General features: G+C 33.9%; 18 protein-coding genes and 1 other RNA gene. 10 read left to right on the top strand and 9 right to left on the bottom strand.

What is annotated here, in order from left to right; all coding sequences use genetic code 11:
* Nucleotides 1–44: 44 nt before the first annotated feature.
* The 6 genes from NIL_RS07940 to NIL_RS07920 are packed head-to-tail and all read left to right on the top strand — an operon-like array spanning nucleotide 45 to nucleotide 4,844.
* On the top strand, nucleotides 45–1,322 hold the full coding sequence (locus NIL_RS07940) for a (Fe-S)-binding protein (protein ID WP_187647243.1): 1,278 nt from the start codon (nucleotides 45–47) through the stop codon (nucleotides 1,320–1,322).
* A gap of 58 nt (nucleotides 1,323–1,380) precedes the next feature.
* Complete coding sequence (locus tag NIL_RS07935) at nucleotides 1,381–2,145, top strand: carbonic anhydrase (RefSeq protein ID WP_187647242.1); 765 nt, start codon at nucleotides 1,381–1,383, stop codon at nucleotides 2,143–2,145.
* Nucleotides 2,145–2,978, top strand: coding sequence for a prolipoprotein diacylglyceryl transferase (lgt, locus tag NIL_RS07930; protein WP_187647241.1), 834 nt, complete (start codon nucleotides 2,145–2,147; stop codon nucleotides 2,976–2,978). Before NIL_RS07935 ends, lgt begins: the two co-directional genes overlap by 1 nt.
* On the top strand, nucleotides 2,953–3,558 hold the full coding sequence (locus NIL_RS07925; RefSeq protein WP_187647240.1) for a UPF0323 family lipoprotein: 606 nt from the start codon (nucleotides 2,953–2,955) through the stop codon (nucleotides 3,556–3,558). Before lgt ends, NIL_RS07925 begins: the two co-directional genes overlap by 26 nt.
* Before the next feature lies 1 nt (nucleotide 3,559).
* Entirely contained in the window at nucleotides 3,560–3,691 is a 132-nt protein-coding gene (locus tag NIL_RS11090; RefSeq protein WP_281389192.1) for a hypothetical protein, read from the top strand.
* Nucleotides 3,669–4,844, top strand: coding sequence for a glutathionylspermidine synthase family protein (locus NIL_RS07920; protein WP_187647239.1), 1,176 nt, complete (start codon nucleotides 3,669–3,671; stop codon nucleotides 4,842–4,844). The genes NIL_RS11090 and NIL_RS07920 overlap by 23 nt, the downstream gene beginning before the upstream one ends.
* Before the next feature lie 90 nt (nucleotides 4,845–4,934).
* On the opposite strand, the gene NIL_RS07915 is transcribed toward NIL_RS07920, so the two are convergent.
* Genes NIL_RS07915 through panB form a run of 3 tightly spaced genes read right to left on the bottom strand, consistent with a single transcriptional unit; the run spans nucleotide 4,935 to nucleotide 7,790 of the window.
* Nucleotides 4,935–5,972 (bottom strand): AI-2E family transporter, encoded by a 1,038-nt coding sequence (locus NIL_RS07915; RefSeq protein WP_187647238.1) that lies wholly within the window; start codon nucleotides 5,970–5,972, stop codon nucleotides 4,935–4,937.
* 9 nt (nucleotides 5,973–5,981) lie between these two features.
* Entirely contained in the window at nucleotides 5,982–6,989 is a 1,008-nt protein-coding gene (ruvB, locus tag NIL_RS07910; protein ID WP_187647237.1) for a Holliday junction branch migration DNA helicase RuvB, read from the bottom strand.
* A gap of 9 nt (nucleotides 6,990–6,998) precedes the next feature.
* Nucleotides 6,999–7,790 (bottom strand): 3-methyl-2-oxobutanoate hydroxymethyltransferase, encoded by a 792-nt coding sequence (panB, locus tag NIL_RS07905; protein ID WP_187647236.1) that lies wholly within the window; start codon nucleotides 7,788–7,790, stop codon nucleotides 6,999–7,001.
* A gap of 155 nt (nucleotides 7,791–7,945) precedes the next feature.
* Here panB and trpA point away from each other — a divergent pair, with 155 nt between their 5' ends.
* Nucleotides 7,946–8,683, top strand: a complete 738-nt coding sequence (gene trpA / locus NIL_RS07900; protein WP_187647235.1) for a tryptophan synthase subunit alpha — start codon at nucleotides 7,946–7,948, stop codon at nucleotides 8,681–8,683.
* Nucleotides 8,684–8,710: 27 nt separating this feature from the next.
* Nucleotides 8,711–9,088: a transfer-messenger RNA gene (gene ssrA / locus NIL_RS07895) on the top strand.
* 2,135 nt (nucleotides 9,089–11,223) lie between these two features.
* Here the strand turns inward: ssrA and NIL_RS07890 are convergent.
* The 4 genes from NIL_RS07890 to NIL_RS07875 are packed head-to-tail and all read right to left on the bottom strand — an operon-like array spanning nucleotide 11,224 to nucleotide 13,971.
* Nucleotides 11,224–12,648 (bottom strand): primase-helicase family protein, encoded by a 1,425-nt coding sequence (locus NIL_RS07890; protein ID WP_187647234.1) that lies wholly within the window; start codon nucleotides 12,646–12,648, stop codon nucleotides 11,224–11,226.
* Nucleotides 12,645–13,493, bottom strand: coding sequence for a hypothetical protein (locus tag NIL_RS07885; RefSeq protein WP_187647233.1), 849 nt, complete (start codon nucleotides 13,491–13,493; stop codon nucleotides 12,645–12,647). Before NIL_RS07885 ends, NIL_RS07890 begins: the two co-directional genes overlap by 4 nt.
* The gene (locus NIL_RS07880) at nucleotides 13,486–13,767 is read right to left on the bottom strand and encodes a Nif11-like leader peptide family natural product precursor (RefSeq protein ID WP_187647232.1); all 282 of its coding nucleotides are present in this window, start codon (nucleotides 13,765–13,767) and stop codon (nucleotides 13,486–13,488) included. Before NIL_RS07880 ends, NIL_RS07885 begins: the two co-directional genes overlap by 8 nt.
* A 12-nt stretch (nucleotides 13,768–13,779) precedes the next feature.
* Nucleotides 13,780–13,971, bottom strand: coding sequence for a hypothetical protein (locus NIL_RS07875; RefSeq protein ID WP_187647231.1), 192 nt, complete (start codon nucleotides 13,969–13,971; stop codon nucleotides 13,780–13,782).
* Nucleotides 13,972–14,126: 155 nt separating this feature from the next.
* Between NIL_RS07875 and NIL_RS07870 the strand changes: the two genes are divergently transcribed.
* Nucleotides 14,127–14,378, top strand: a complete 252-nt coding sequence (locus tag NIL_RS07870; protein ID WP_187647230.1) for a helix-turn-helix domain-containing protein — start codon at nucleotides 14,127–14,129, stop codon at nucleotides 14,376–14,378.
* On the top strand, nucleotides 14,371–14,613 hold the full coding sequence (locus NIL_RS07865; protein WP_187647229.1) for a hypothetical protein: 243 nt from the start codon (nucleotides 14,371–14,373) through the stop codon (nucleotides 14,611–14,613). Before NIL_RS07870 ends, NIL_RS07865 begins: the two co-directional genes overlap by 8 nt.
* A gap of 220 nt (nucleotides 14,614–14,833) precedes the next feature.
* On the opposite strand, the gene NIL_RS07860 is transcribed toward NIL_RS07865, so the two are convergent.
* Nucleotides 14,834–15,151 carry a hypothetical protein gene (locus tag NIL_RS07860; RefSeq protein WP_187647228.1) on the bottom strand — a complete coding sequence of 106 codons (318 nt, stop codon included), beginning with the start codon at nucleotides 15,149–15,151 and terminating at the stop codon, nucleotides 14,834–14,836.
* Nucleotides 15,135–15,338, bottom strand: coding sequence for a helix-turn-helix transcriptional regulator (locus tag NIL_RS07855; RefSeq protein WP_187647227.1), 204 nt, complete (start codon nucleotides 15,336–15,338; stop codon nucleotides 15,135–15,137). The genes NIL_RS07860 and NIL_RS07855 overlap by 17 nt, the downstream gene beginning before the upstream one ends.
* Nucleotides 15,339–15,427: the final 89 nt, after the last annotated feature.

Genomic DNA, 15,427 nt, shown 5'->3' with positions numbered 1-15,427 from the left:
GGTTAAATAGAGTACCGCATAACTTAATAAAACAAAGGAGTGTTTTGTTCGAATTTACGAAAATAAGTGATGATTGTATAAAATGCGGTAAATGTATTCCAACATGTACTATACATCAAGTTAATGCAGATGAAGTAACGAGTCCAAGAGGATTTATAGAGCTTTTAGGAAATTATCAAAAAGGTGAGTTAGAACTCGATAAAACGGCAAAAGATATTTTTGAGAGCTGTTTTTTATGTACTAATTGTGTTGATGTTTGTCCAAACTCTTTGCCGACCGATATGGTTATAGAAGAGGTTAGAAAAGATATAGCTAACAAATATGGTATAGCTTGGTATAAAAGAATCTTTTTTTGGCTTTTAAGACATAGATGGGTTATGGATATTGCTAGTAAGCTAGGGTATGTTTTTAAAAGTTGTGCGGTAAAAGAGGATAAAAAAAGAGGAGGGCTGATACCAAGATTTGAACTGCCGATGATAAAAAAAGATAGACTTTTGCCCTCTATCGCAAGTAAAAGCTTTTTAAATAGTTATCCACAGAGGATAGAAAACAGAAACGATAGAAGAGTCGCAATTTTCATAGGATGTCTAGCCAATTACAACTATACCGATATTGGTCATTCGTTGGTATATATCTTAAAAGAACTCGGGATCGATATTTTGATACCGAAAAAGCAAAAATGTTGTGCTGCGCCTGCTTATTTTACGGGTGATTTTGATACTGTAGAGGATTTAGCTAAAAAAAATATAGAGTATTTTGAGACGTTTATAGATGAAGTAGAGGCCGTTTTGATTCCTGAGGCAACTTGTAGCGCTATGATAAAGCATGATTGGGTTGTATTTTTTAGAAATAGAAAAATGGAAGATTGGGTGAAAAGAGCCGAAAGACTGAACCAAAAGATTTTTATGGCTACGGAGTGGTTATACAATCATACAGAGCTTGAATCTCTTTTAGAAAAAAGGGGAGTGAGGTTAAATAGTTTGGTAACTTATCACGACCCTTGTCACGCAAGGAAAGTTCAAGGAGTATATAAAGAACCAAGAGCTCTTTTAAGTAAAAATTTCAATCTTGTAGAGATGAGCGATCCCAACAGATGTTGCGGTTTTGGAGGTGTAACGATTCAGAGTGAAAAGTTTCATTTGGCAGAGGCGGCCGGGAAACCTAAAGCGGCTATGATAAAAGAGACAGGTGCAGAAGTAGTGGCCGCGGAGTGCAGCGCTTGTAGGGTTCAACTAAGCAACGCATTATATCAAAATGGAGTGGAAGCTGTTTTTAAAAATCCATTGGAATTGATAGCGCAAGCTCTAAAAGAGAATGTATAAATAGTTGAGTAGTCTTAATGACTATTCAATTATTTAACATTGCAAAAAAGGAGTTGTTATGAAAAAGATTGCTACGGGAGTTATGGTAGCTAGTTTATTGCTGAGCGGAGTGGCTATTGCCTCTGATCACGGACATGATCACGGAAAAGAGCATAAAGGCCATTGGGGCTATAGTGGCGATACAGGACCTGCTCATTGGGGTGACTTGAAAGATAGCTATTTTATGTGTAAAGAGGGTAAAAACCAGTCACCGATAGATATAAATAGAGTTATAGAAGCAGATTTACCTAAACTTGATATTACTTATGCGGGAAATTCGGTTAGTGTTGTAAATAACGGACATACGATAAAAGTCAATACTCAAGGGAAAAATGAAATTGTCGTTGATGGAGTTACGTTTACCCTTAAACAGTTTCATTTCCATACTCCTAGTGAAAACACGGTAAAAGGCGAGCAATTTCCTATGGAGGTACATTTCGTTCATTTAGATAAAGATGGAAACATTGCTGTGATAGGAATTATGTTTAAAGAGGGAAAAAGAAACGCTGCGTTAGATAAGTTTTTATCAAAGTTACCAAAAGAGATCAACCATGTGGCTCTGTTAGACGAGATGTTTAATCCGGGAGAACTTTTTCCTAAAAAACTAGACTATTATAGATTTAACGGTTCATTAACAACTCCTCCTTGTACTGAGGGAGTGAGATGGATAGTGCTTAAAAATGAAGTCGAAGCTTCAAAAGAGCAGCTGTCTCTGATGAGAAAAGTAATGGGTAAAAATAATAGACCTGTTCAGCCTCTAAATGCAAGATGTATTCTTGAATAATGACACAATGGCAATATATATACGATAAATTTGATCCTGTAGCCTTTTATATTTTTAATTATCCCGTACATTGGTACGGGATAATGTATGTTTTAGCTCTTCTTGTAGCTCTATGGTTTGCCGAATATTTAGTAAAAAAAGATGGACTTCCTATTTCTAAAAAAGAGCTTGAAGCCTTTTTTATCTATGTAGAGATAGGCGTAATTTTAGGGGCAAGATTAGGGTATATTATCTTTTATGACACTCACACATTATACTATCTAACTCATCCGTGGCAGATTTTTAATCCGTTTATGAACGGAACGTTTGTTGGTATAAGGGGAATGAGTTATCATGGCGCTCTTATAGGTTTTTTGATAGCTACTTTTATTTATGCTAAAAGATATAAGAAAGACTTTTGGTTTTTGATGGATATAGTGGCGATTTCGGTACCTCTTGGTTATATTTTCGGAAGAATCGGCAATTTTTTAAATCAAGAGCTGATTGGTAGAGAGACTGATGTGGCTTGGGGGATATATGTAAATGGAGTTTTAAGGCATCCGTCTCAACTTTATGAAGCGTTTTTGGAAGGTCTTTTAATATTTGTTATTCTTTACTGGTATAGAAAAAGAAAGAGTTTTGAGGGGGAGTTGATATTACTTTACGGATTTTTATACGGATTTTTCAGATTTGTAGCGGAGTTTTTTAGGGCTCCTGACATTCAGCTAGGATATATCTGCTGTGGCTGGATGACGATGGGACAGATTTTATCTATAATTATGATGATAGTTAGCATTATTTTATATTTTTATCTATGGAGAAAGAGAGTTGAGACATATAAGAAAAATATCTGAATATGCTATGGTTGGCGGACTGGGCGCCTTTTTGATAATGGGAATAACTGGTTGCGAACAAAAAAGTTCACAAAATCAAAATAACGCTTTTGAAGAAGCCGTCCAAAAACAGGGGGCTTTTGTAGTTATTCAAGAAGTTAGTCCAGGAAGCTATAAGATAGTAGAAGAGTATCCAAGTTCCCAAACCAGAGTCATTTTAAGAGACATCAATGGCTCAGAGAGAATTTTGAGTAAAGATGAGCTAGATAGACTGGTAAAAGAGGAAGCTAAAAAAATAGAAAATAATCAAAGCTCTTTAACAAATCCGCAAATTCACAGTCAGATGAGTTTAGGAGAGATAATATTGGCAAGTGCGGCAGGTGCCATTATAGGAAGCTGGCTTGGTAGCAAACTTTTTAAAAATCCTACATATCAGCAGCAAAGACAAAAAAGCTATAGTTCGCCGTCCGTTTATCAAAGAAGTATGGAGTCTTTTAAAAAGAGAAAAACGGCCTCTTTTAACAAAAGTTCATCCACAAAAAGCGGTTTTTTCTCTAAAACCGGACAAAGTTCCAAGTCTAGTTTTTCTTTTGGAGGGTAAAATGGATAATGATGTACACATGATTGGTATCTATACTACGTTTGTATTTATGATCTTTTTAGCTGTAATGCCATATTTTGTGATTAAATATGTAAAAAAGAAAGGAAGAAGTGGTCAGACTAAAAAAAATTGAGCCTTTAAGCTCAGGGTATCTTGAAAGTATAGGTTTTAAATGGCATACCGATAGTGATGGCTCACCTTATGTAGCCGATGAATTAGTTGTTTTGAGTGAAGATGAGGCAAATGCCTACTATGAAGCGGCCAACGAATTGTACGATATGTATGTAGAGGCTGCGCAATACGTTATAGAGAACAATCTTTTTCATGAGCTAAACATACCTTTTAATCTTGCTGATATTATAAAAAAAAGTTGGGAAAACGACGTTCACTGGCATATCTACTCAAGATTTGATTTTGCCGGAGGAATCGATGATAAACCTATAAAGCTTTTAGAGTTTAACTCCGATACTCCAACAGCTCTTTTTGAAACAGCCATATTACAGTGGGCGATGTTAAAATATAACGGTCTCAATGAGGCAAAACAGTTCAATAATGTTTATGAGGCTATAAAAGATAATTTTAAACGGACTGTTACTCTCCATAAGGATATCTCTAATTTTGATAAGTGGTATGAGGGATGGAAAATACTCTTTAGTTCCATAAAAGGCAGCATTGAGGATGAAAATACTACAAAGCTTCTTCAAATTATGGCAAGTGAAGCTGGTTTTGAGACAGATTTTTGCTACGCAGATGAGGTAGGATTTAGTGATGAGGGTATCTTTTGTAATGAGAAAAATTTCGAATTTTGGTTTAAATTGATACCGTGGGAGGATATAGCTATCGAAGAACCTCAGTTAGCCGCAATTTTGACGAATATAGTCAAAAATCAAAAAGCGATTATTTTTAATCCTCCTTATACTCTTTTATTTCAAAGTAAAGGGATGATGAAGATATTGTGGGATCTCTTCCCAGATCATCCCCTACTTTTAAAGACCTCTTTTGAGCCTATAGAAGGAAAAAAATTTGTAGAGAAAAGGTGCTTTGGTAGAGAGGGAGAAAATGTTGTTATTTATGATGAAAACGGTGATTTAATAGAAAAAAAAGATGGTGAGTATGGAAATTTTAAACCTATATATCAAGAGTTTATAGAACTTCCAAAAGATGAGAGGGGAAGAGTCTATCAAGCCGGAGTATTTTTTGCTTATGAAGGTTGTGGTGTAGGTTTTAGAAGAGGTGAATTGATAATAGATAATATGAGCAAATTTGTGGGGCATATTATTGAGTGACGAGTTATAAGTGAGCAGTGACAAGTGATGGGTGAGCTTACCCATTCACTGCTCACTGATTACTGTTTACTGTTCACTAATTACTCATCACTATTTGCTGCTTTTGCTTACTTCAGGATAAATGTTAAAAATCGAAATCAAAAGCGTTATAACGGCAGGTCCAAAAATCATACCCCAAAAGCCGTAGCTTGCTAGTCCAGCAACTATAGAGAAAAAGATTAAGAGTTCATTAACATAGATATCTTTTTTAATCATTAGGGAGTCTATATATTTAATAATTATAGGTTTTATAAATGTATCGGCTATTAAGGATATAACTATAATTGAGTAGAGTGCTATTGTAATAGCAGCGTTTATATTTCCAAGGGCGAATTGATGGATAGATAAAGGTAGCCACATTAAAACTCCACCAACTACCGGAATCAAAGAAGCAAAACCATATAATATACCAAACATTAATCCATTATATCCGTATAATTGAGCAATTATTCCAAAGAGTATCCCCTCAAAAAAAGCCGTAACTAAAATTGAGCTAAAAACCACTCCCATGACATTTGCTAGATTTTCAAAAAGTTTTGAGCTCTCTTCTTTTGATAGAGGAGCAATCCTTTGAAAATAGAGTAAAATATCTCTTCCGTAAAGGTTTAAAAAAAAGTAGAAAATCAAAATCAGGGTTATATCTTTTAAAAACTTGGCACTTTTTGTAGCTAAAAAAGAAGCTACGGTTATTAGTTTATGAACGGTTTCGTTTAGGTCTATCTTTTCTATAAATTCTAAAATATTACTATTTTTAAAGAATCTATTTTGAGAAACAAAGTCTGTAATCCAGTTGTGAATATTTGAGTAAATCTCTTTTATGTAGTTTATATCTATATTGGCTATAGTTGTTGCCGCACTTGTAATGAGGTAGACTATAGGTGCGAAAAAGAGTATAGATATAGCGGCGGTACTAAGAAGTGCCGAAATGGTTTTGTGTCTTGTCTTTTTTATGAAAAAGTGGTTTATTCTGTAGGTAGCAACTGTTAGTAAAATGGCAATTGTTATGGTTTCTAAAAAAGGATAGAATATTTTATATGTAAAATATCCGATAACCAGGATAAGAATACCTAAAAAATGTGTCGATTTCAAAACCTATCCTTAAAAGAGTGTATCTTGTATTTTAGGTGAAAGTTTTAGTAGTTCGTAAGTTTTCGGTGTTGCCACTCTTCCTCTAGCAGTTCTTTCGATATATCCGTTAGCCAATAAAAAAGGTTCTATTACATCTTCGATTGTTCCTTCATCTTCACTTAAAGCGGCCGCAATAGTGTTAAGCCCAAGAGGTTTTCCTTTTGATGAGGCAAGAAGATTTAAAAGTTTTATATCCAACTCATCAAATCCTCTTTCATCTACGCCTAGCTCATTTAAAGCTATTTTGGCTCTATTTAAAGTGATAATCTGTTCGTTTTCTACTTCCGCAAAATCTCTTACTCTTCTAAGAAGTCTAAGGGCAACCCTTGGAGTTCCTCTACTTCTTTTTGAGATTTCAAGAGCTGCGTCATCTTCTATCTTTTTTCCAAGTTTCTCTGAGGCGTTTTGTATGATTTTTGCTAACTCGTTGGGCGTATAAAACTGCATACGAAAATGCATCCCAAATCTATCTCTCAAAGGATTACTAAGCATTCCGGCTCTTGTTGTCGCACCTATGAGAGTGAATCTTGGAATATCTATCTTTATAGTTTGAGCTGCGGGTCCGCTTCCTATGATGATATCTAGTCTGAAATCTTCCATAGCAGGATACAAAATCTCTTCAATTGCTGGAGAAAGTCGATGTATCTCATCTATAAAAAGTATGTCTCCCTCTTCAAGATTTGTCAAAATCGCGGCCAAATCTCCGCTCTTTTCTATCATAGGCGCCGCGGTTATTTTTATGTTTGATTCCATATCTTGCGCAATGATATGAGCTAAAGTGGTTTTACCCAGTCCAGGAGGGCCGAAAAAAAGGATATGATCGAGTGCTTCGTCTCTTTTTTTGCTAGCTTTTATAAATACTTTGAGGTTTTTTTTGATTTTTTCCTGTCCGATATATTCATCCCATCTTGAAGGTCTAAGAGAGTTTTCAAATCCACCCTCTTCGCTAAACTTTTCAATCTCTACTATTCTTTCCATAGTTCCTCTTTAGTAGCTATGTTTCTCGTCAGGAAACTCTCTTGATTTTACCTCTTTTGCAAAGTTTTTCAAAGCATCTTTGACAAGCTCGGCGCCATTTAGATATCTTTTAACAAACTTTGGTTTAAACTCTTCGAAAAATCCAAGCATATCCGACCAAACAAGAACTTGTCCGTCCGTATCCGCTCCCGCACCTATACCTATAGTAGGAATTTTGACACTTTTAGTAACCTCTTTCGCAGCTTTTGGTTTTACGCCTTCTATAACTATGCAAAAAGCTCCGGCTTTTTCTACCGCTTTTGCATCTTCTATCAGCTCATCTATTTCGATCTCATCTTTTCCTTTGACTCTGTAACCGCCCTCACTTCTTACATTTTGAGGTAGTAGTCCGATATGGCCTACAACGGCTATTCCGTTTTTAGTTAAATACTCTATTATGTGGGCTTTATCTTTTCCACCCTCAATTTTAACTGCATCGGCTGGAGTCTCTTTATATACCTTTATCGAATTTTGCAAGGCCTCCTCTTTTGTGTTATAGGTTCCAAAGGGCATATCGCATATAACAAAACTTTTTTTTGCACCGTTACAAACTGCGTTTGTGTGGTATATCATCTGTTCTATAGTTGCAGAAAGCGTATCGGATTTTCCCAAAAAACTCATATTGAGACTGTCACCAACCAATATCATGTCGGCATATGGTTCTACCAATTTTGCAAAAAGTGCATCGTAAGCCGTAATCATCACAAGAGGCTCTTTGCCTTTTGCCTCTTTTATGGATGTTATTGTTTGTTTTTTATTCATCAAATCCTCTAATGTTTAGTCTATTTATAATTCATTTTATCAAAAAAGAGGTATAATTTCGATAAAAATAGAAAAAGGTCATGAGGTATTTTTACTCTTAACCTCTTAATCTCTTTAACAGTTTATTTTTTAATATTAAATTATAAGGATTGCTTTTGAAAAAGCTAGTTGCCTATATAACTTCAGCACTACCGGATAGAGAGTTTACCGTAGATCTTGCGTTGGCGATGAAAGAAAATGGTGTGGATTCTATAGAGCTTGGGATTCCTTTTTCAGATCCGGTTGCAGACGGCCCGGTAATAGAAGAGGCTAACGTAAGAGCTCTTCAAAATGGATTTAAAATAGCGGATACCTTTTATATCAGCGAAAAGATCGCAAAAACAGTAGATACTTTATGGATGGGATATTTCAACCCTTTTTATCATAAAGGGATGGACTATTTTTTAGATGAGGCTAAGAAGCTTGACGTTAGCGGATTTATAATTCCAGACCTTCCTTATGAGGAGGCTTTGACCTATAGAGCTATGTTTGACGAAAAAGAGATAGCTCTTATCGATTTTGTAGCGCCAACAGATAGTGAAGAGAGAATAAAAACAATAGTAAAAGACTCCAAAAAGTTTATTTACCTTGTTGCTTATACCGGGATTACCGGTAGCGATAAGAAAGAGGATGTATCACCAATAGTTGAAAATATAAAAAAATATACCGATACTCCTGTATATATCGGTTTTGGCGTCAATGAAAAGACGGCAAAAGAGAAGGCCGCTTATTGTGACGGTGTGATTGTTGGAAGTGCTTTTGTTAAGATACTTTTATCCGACTTGACAAGTAAAGAGAAAATTGATAAAATATGCGAGCTTTCAGGAAAGATTAAGGATTTGATAAACTCCTAAGATTGCCTCTATGGTCTTCCCCGATATGGGGGTGATATGGCTTCGACGGGAGCAGCCCTCCATAGGCTGCGTGCCGGCTTGAGGAACGCCGTAAAAATTCCTCAAAAAAATAGACGCAAACAATACAGATTACAGACCAGCTTACGCTGTAGCTGCGTAAGTTTAACTTAACATAATGGTCCCTCGCACCAAAGCTCGCCCTTCGGCTTTGGATATTGCGGGGTCACACCTAGGAGGGCTAGAGTCTGAGGCTGCCTAACCTCAGACTGACCTCATTTAGGCTGGGTTATCGAAGGTTTCGGGCGTTGAGCCTTCGGTAACTAAGATCAATCAGCGCTACTACGCACGTAGAGGCCTATGGTCGGTTGTTTTCGGACTGGGGTTCGATTCCCCACACCTCCACCAAATAAAGCTTCAAAATGCCCTAAAAATCGAACTTATAAAGTTTTAAGTTTTCATTGGGGATACTTCTGGGGATACTTAAAAGTTATGCTTGAGTTTAATTTTCTTACTGATAAAAAGGAAAAGTTTTTTCTTGTCTTTAGAAAATTATTATTGTCTTTACTTGTTTAAGCTTTGTAAACTTAAATGAGTAAAAAACACTTTAAAAATTAGTTATTCTATTTAAGAAAAGACTATTTTTCAAAAAAAAAATTGCCTAATCTTAAATAAAAAGCATTTTTTAGTATTGAAAATTATTATTTTCAATATTTTTTGATTTTTTAAAAATCTTCATACTTTGCAAGAGAATATAAAATTTCATCTTATTGGATAATATATAAAATTAAAGAATAATGGCTTTTATGTAGTCTCATTTTAGGTTTAAAAACATTTGTATAATTGCTGAATGATTCAAAGATAGTTTTCTCTATTTACTGGATTATTTGAGATATCGCAGTTCTTCTTTATTGGAAGCTTTTTATCCGATAAAGGGCGAATGTTTGGAAGCAGGGTAATTTGAAAGTATCAAAAGGGGACGCACCTACCTATCGGTGGTGGTATGACCTCGCACTCTCAAGGAGTGGAGCCCCTTTTGATGAAAATATTATATCAAAATACACATACCCCCCCCACCCCCGCCTTGACATCTCAAAACCTATATCCTACCCCATCTTCGCCCGAGTATAATTTTTTTATCCTAACTTTTCTCGTGGAGTTTTAAAACATCGTATTGAAATGAAGCATTTGTTAGTTTTATTTTGAGATGGTTTGTTAATATATATAATATTATAATAATTTATAAATATTAAAAAAAATATATAAAAAAAGTTTGAATAAAATTTTCTCTTATTTGATTTAATCTTTTCAAAGGATTGCTTACTCTTTTAAATGGCTTTAGCTTTGCCATATTTTAACGATAATATCTTTTTTGATAAAAACATTAGGTGAAGTAAAAAGTGGCTTAAAATTAAAATTTGAATGTTTGAAGAAAAACAATGATATGATTTGTTTTGAAGTTGCCTATTTGTTGGTGAGCATTATGTTTTCCGATAGGCAACTTCCTTTCTTTTAGTAAAGTGATGAGGTAGGATAGGTTACAAGCAAAACAAAGTTCTAAAAGCTCTAAAGTTTTTTCTTGTTAGATTTTCTACATTACAAGGTTTTCTTTTAATGATTTCAAGGAATTGTGCTATAATTTTTCTGCTATCGGTGACTTCCGACAAAGTATTATCGCTTTGCTCGTTGTAATCAGGGCTTTTAGCCGACTGATTGGGTTGCCGATAGCAAGTTCCACTGCTATTAAAGCTTTTTTTATTGAAGTTTTTTCTGTAAGAGGTAGGATAAACCACAGGCTAACGATTATTTTTTCTGCTGAAATAAATAACTTCTCTTCTTATTGGAATACTCCAGCAAAGAGTAAATGCTTCTTCCTTTTAGAGGTAAAGCCTTTGTAAGTTTGTTGTATTTGAGAATGTTAAAAATTTTTGCGTAGGAATTTTTCCTATAAGAGGTAAAAGTTTGTTTTTGTTGTTGAAAAATTACAAAAGTTTTTCAGATTGTATTATAAATTTTTTTAATAAAACTCAATATTATAGTCTCAGGAAAAAATTTTACAAAAAAATCTGGGAAAAAATTTTTTTTGATTTTTATGCATTTCATCCACCCCAAAATCTCCAAAACCCCCGTGAATACGAGATTTTAAGCGGTTTTTGGCTAAAATTTTTATCCACCCTACAAAAGTGGTAAAATCGCTTGGAAGCACCATAACATCGATAATCTGGTGGGGTGGATGAAAATTTGCACTTTATGCACCCTCATCCACCCCTTTATGCACCCTGATTGTGATTGGGGTGGACAAAGGGTGTATCAAGGGTGGACAAAAATTATTTTTCATCCACCCTCTTAAAATAACGATATTATCGATATTTTCTTTATTTTTTAATATTTATTAGGGTGTATAAAAAATTTTATATAAAAGTCTCTATAATTCCCTTATTTATGGGATTTTAATGCCTTTAAAGTAGTTTTGGGGTGGACAAAAACTCACACTTTATAGGACAAAAAAAAGAGTAAATAAGGTCGAGGTGGGAAAAAAGGAGTCAAGGAATGATAATATACACATCACCCTTGATTGTTTTAGTATTAGAAAAAATTATATCTCTTGTTTTTAGTTCTCTTAATAGTGTTTTTGGATGCACTTCCTCACCAAAAGTTTTTTCATACCACTCTTTAAGATTGCTTCTTTTTATTTCACCTCTTTTAAAGGATTGTTCTATCTCATTATAAGTTAGAGACAATTTATCTTTTAGATGAGAAAAAAAGTCTAAATTTTTTGTTTTTATGGCGTGCGCAAAAAGAGTGTATTTATCGTTTGTAGCTTCGATAAGAGCCTCTTTTTCTGGAGTATTCATTACTATATTGGCTTTTTCGTAATCAACTGGATAGTGATAAAGCAGTCTTGCAAAGTCGTCAAGCTCTTGATGTATCCTTCTTTTTAAATCTTCATAGCTGCCAACTAAAAAATTAACTTCAATGAGCTTTTTATTGCTTGAGAATATAGTATATCTCCTGTCTCCTGCTTCAATCTCCAAAAATTTTGGCTCATTGGAAGTTACCAATACCGCACCTTTTAAATGTATCGGCTCTTTTATGTTTTTGTGTTTTTCTTCAAGTAAGATGTAATCGTTTGTTACCAATCCTTTAAGCATTCCCTTTAGGCGTTTATTGTCTTTGTATCCTTGCGATACTTCATCAAGATTATAAAAAAGTTTATTTTCAAAAATAGGTCTTAAAAAATGGCTTTTTAAAATATTGTCGTTTATCTGTATCGTTTGCTCTAAACCCCACAGTTGCCTTATAATCTCTTCAAAAAATATCCCTTTTCCCGTTCCTTGCGTTCCTTTAAGGGCAATTGCTGTATTTGGTCGTATCATTGTTTGCCAAAAATAAGCAATCCAATTGATAAAATAGTCAAAATACTTATCGTCATAGGTAACCAAATGATATATAAAATCAAGAATGAGTTTAGGGTCTTTCTTTGGCGTTTCCGTTAGCGTCATATATCGAGTAGGTTTAAAAACATTTCTGTAATATGCACCTGCTTTTTTGAAAAATTCCGCATTAATATGAGGGTCAAAAATCTCTTTTTGCACCAGTATTAAATCGGTTGGATTTATATCTGCTTTAGATGTAAAAATGGAGATGTTTTTATCTAATATATTTGATAAAACTATCTTTGCCTTTGTCGCTTCTGCTGACTCTATTTGCCCATCTTTATCTAATCTATATGCCAAAGAGCCATCGCTTTTAAGCCAAATGGCACTCCCTTTTTTATCCAATTCATTAAGTATCTCTACATTGTCTTTTTTTATCCAATTATTAGCTTTGAATTCTTTATAATTTGGTCGTTTTTGTGTTACAATATCATTAGTTGCTTCGCTTATCTCGCTTACTGGCTCAAGGTTTTTTTCTTGAGCCTCTAATGTTTTAACCTTTTTGATTGCTTCTTGTAGTCTTAAACTCATTTTCTCGCTCCTGTAATTATTTCAATTTCATTTGCTAAAGTTTCAATTATTGCTTCTTTTACTTCTAAAGGATTAGCCAAATAGCTATCTTTTCTAATCTCTTTTGCTACATCATTGCAAAAATCCCTAAAGTCATAACCTTTTGGCAACTCTTTATCTAAAATATTTTCAAAATCTATCGGATAGACTTTGCAGCTTTTAAAATGCTCTTTTAAATGATTTATTGTTTTCTTGCAACTCTCATCATTATCAAGCAAAGCAAATATGTATCTATTTTTAATATCTGGCGTATATGGATTATTAGCAAAATTAAAAGCTATGCTATCGCTTTGAAGTATCATATAGTTTAGCTCTAATAGCTCCAGCAATAAAAACTCTCCTATCCCATATCCGATAAAAAGGGTAGGGTCGTTTTCATCTAAAATCCTATAAGGGATAAATCTTTTACTTCCGTATGTTTTCCACTTTATAGGATTTCCTTCTTTATCTGTTGCTTCTCTTATACAGATTGTTTTAACCTCATCATCTTTAAATAGTGAGATAGTCAAGCTTTTGTATTTGCTGCTATATCCCAAATATCTATCTTTAACTTCTTTTCCTTTTGCTAATCTCCAAATATCTCTATCTATTATCTCATACATCAAAGCAGCAGTATTTATAAATCCTTCTGGCAACTCAATAGATGTCCTTGCTATCTCTTCTTGTTTTTGCAATGCTTTTTTAAAGTTGATATGCCATTCATTTAGATTAAAGCTTTGCTTTTCCTCTTTATTGGTATAATTTTGTCTCGGTGTTGTGTTGTGTAGCGGTTGGGATAGGTCGATAGGCTGAGGTAGATTATTCATATCTTATCCCTAAACACTGGGCTACCCAAAGGGTAGCTTCTTTTAATGGTGTGTTATGGTGTTCGTGGATAAATGCAACTATATCGCCTCCCCATCCGCTGCCAAAGTCCTTGATATAGCCATCTCTCCTAATAGAAGATGACGGGGTTCTTTCATCTCTTATTTTAAATTTGTAATCTCTGTTAACTTCATATCCTAAAGCTTGCAGCATTGCAGCTACATTTTCCCTGTTTAAACTTTGCTTTATCTGGTTTCTAAGCTCTTTTAGATTCACTAATTACTCATTTTACAAGGTTATAGCCACTTTAATTTCATTTCCGATAAGATAAACTTCATATTTTCCTTTACCATCTCCTGCTAAAGGAACAAGCCCTTTTTCGCCTAATAGATACAAATCAATCTCGTTAACTGATACTTTTATCCCTGTTCTTTCCTCGATAACTTTTTGTGCCTTTGCAAGTAGTTCTTTTAGTTGCATTGCGAAACTCCTTGTATGAGCTGTAAAATGTATGGAATACATACATTTATAAAAATAATTGTAATGTAATAAGTGCAAAAAGTCAATGATTCGTGTATGGGATAAATACAAAATATGTTATAATTTGCATTAAATTCATACCTAAAAGGCTTATGATGACTAATGAAGAGTTTAAACAACTTCTTAAAAAAGCTGGATTGAATAAAAAAGAATTTGCTAAAGTTGCTAACATCAGTTATAACACTATTAGAAATTGGAATAATGTTCCATCGTGGGTAATGCCTTTTATTCAAAACTACATCAAAGCCAAAACTCTTGATAATGTTAAAGATGTTGTTTGTGATGAGGTTAAATCTTCTAATATTACTTCTGATAAAAGCTCTCCAGTAGGTGAGAAAGATGAGTGATAAAAAATTTGGATTAGATGTTTTAAAAGTGTTGTTAGATGGAATAAAAACTAAACTTTTGCTTTTTAGTGCAGGGTTTGGCGGTAGTATTGCAATATTATTAAAATCTACTAATACGATTTCTATATTGTTTTTTAGCTTTTCTACTGCTATACTATTTTTAGGGTTAATTGTAAATTTGCTTAATTTTAATAAAATTCTCAATGAAGTTAAAAGGATAAAAAATGAATGGTGAAATAATAGCGGGGGTAATAGTATTTGTTGGTATTTCTCTATATTTGCTTGATAGTATCTTTCATCTTGGTATTTTTGAAAAACTTTCAAAGCTATGATAGGAAGCTTAAATGATTGAAACAATTTTAAGTGCTGGTATATTATTGATAATTTTGCTTTATATTGCAGATAGTTATTTTCATTTTGGTAATTTCCGAAAACTTGCTGGTAAGTTTGAATACTCATTCTTCCTCTCTTTGTGCTTCAATGATTTGTAGAGTATGTTCATAATCTTTCAATATCTCATCAATTTCTTTAACGCCAGCCGATAAGATATAAATGCTTTGCAGTCTGTATTGGTGGGATATCTCGCCTAATCTTTTACTTGCAATTTTCAAGCATTGCCTAACCTCTCCTATCTCCTCCTTTAGCTCCTCTAAAAGTTCCTCCTCCGTGTAGTTCTCTTTTTTTGGTAGCTGTCCATCGCGTAGTCGTTGGAGCATAAGCCCTATATCTGCGTTAAACTTTATCACTCCTATAGGATTAAGAAACTTTTTCATTGTTAACCTCCCTGTTTTGTTTTAAATTTTCTATCCATTCCATTACTTCTTGATAGCTCCATCTTGAAGCTCTATTTCCTGTCTTTATAGGTTTCGGAAAGTTTTGTTCTCTGATATACTTATAAATTGTTGGTTTTTTAAAACCTACAATCTCGGTAACCTGTTGTATTGTTAATAATCTTTCCATTTAAAGCTCCTTTTGGGAATATTTTTATATAGACAATTTTTTCATATATAAACGAGTAAAAACTATAGGAATTTGTCGTAAATGTTAAT

The organism is Nitrosophilus labii, assembly GCF_014466985.1.
Classification (GTDB): Bacteria; Campylobacterota; Campylobacteria; order Campylobacterales; family Nitratiruptoraceae; genus Nitrosophilus_A; species Nitrosophilus_A labii.
Note: the sequence above shows the minus strand (reverse complement) of the source record. Positions and strands in the feature narration are given on the sequence as shown.

Coding starts and splice junctions, on each gene's coding strand:
- NIL_RS07885 (WP_187647233.1), bottom strand. CDS start 13,493: ATGAATAATCTACCTCAGCCTATCGACCTATCCCAACCGCTACACAAC.
- lgt (WP_187647241.1), top strand. CDS start 2,145: ATGACACAATGGCAATATATATACGATAAATTTGATCCTGTAGCCTTT.
- NIL_RS07875 (WP_187647231.1), bottom strand. CDS start 13,971: ATGCAACTAAAAGAACTACTTGCAAAGGCACAAAAAGTTATCGAGGAA.
- NIL_RS07935 (WP_187647242.1), top strand. CDS start 1,381: ATGAAAAAGATTGCTACGGGAGTTATGGTAGCTAGTTTATTGCTGAGC.
- NIL_RS07870 (WP_187647230.1), top strand. CDS start 14,127: ATGACTAATGAAGAGTTTAAACAACTTCTTAAAAAAGCTGGATTGAAT.
- NIL_RS07860 (WP_187647228.1), bottom strand. CDS start 15,151: ATGAAAAAGTTTCTTAATCCTATAGGAGTGATAAAGTTTAACGCAGAT.
- NIL_RS11090 (WP_281389192.1), top strand. CDS start 3,560: ATGGATAATGATGTACACATGATTGGTATCTATACTACGTTTGTATTT.
- panB (WP_187647236.1), bottom strand. CDS start 7,790: ATGAATAAAAAACAAACAATAACATCCATAAAAGAGGCAAAAGGCAAA.
- NIL_RS07890 (WP_187647234.1), bottom strand. CDS start 12,648: ATGAGTTTAAGACTACAAGAAGCAATCAAAAAGGTTAAAACATTAGAG.
- ruvB (WP_187647237.1), bottom strand. CDS start 6,989: ATGGAAAGAATAGTAGAGATTGAAAAGTTTAGCGAAGAGGGTGGATTT.
- NIL_RS07865 (WP_187647229.1), top strand. CDS start 14,371: ATGAGTGATAAAAAATTTGGATTAGATGTTTTAAAAGTGTTGTTAGAT.
- NIL_RS07855 (WP_187647227.1), bottom strand. CDS start 15,338: ATGGAAAGATTATTAACAATACAACAGGTTACCGAGATTGTAGGTTTT.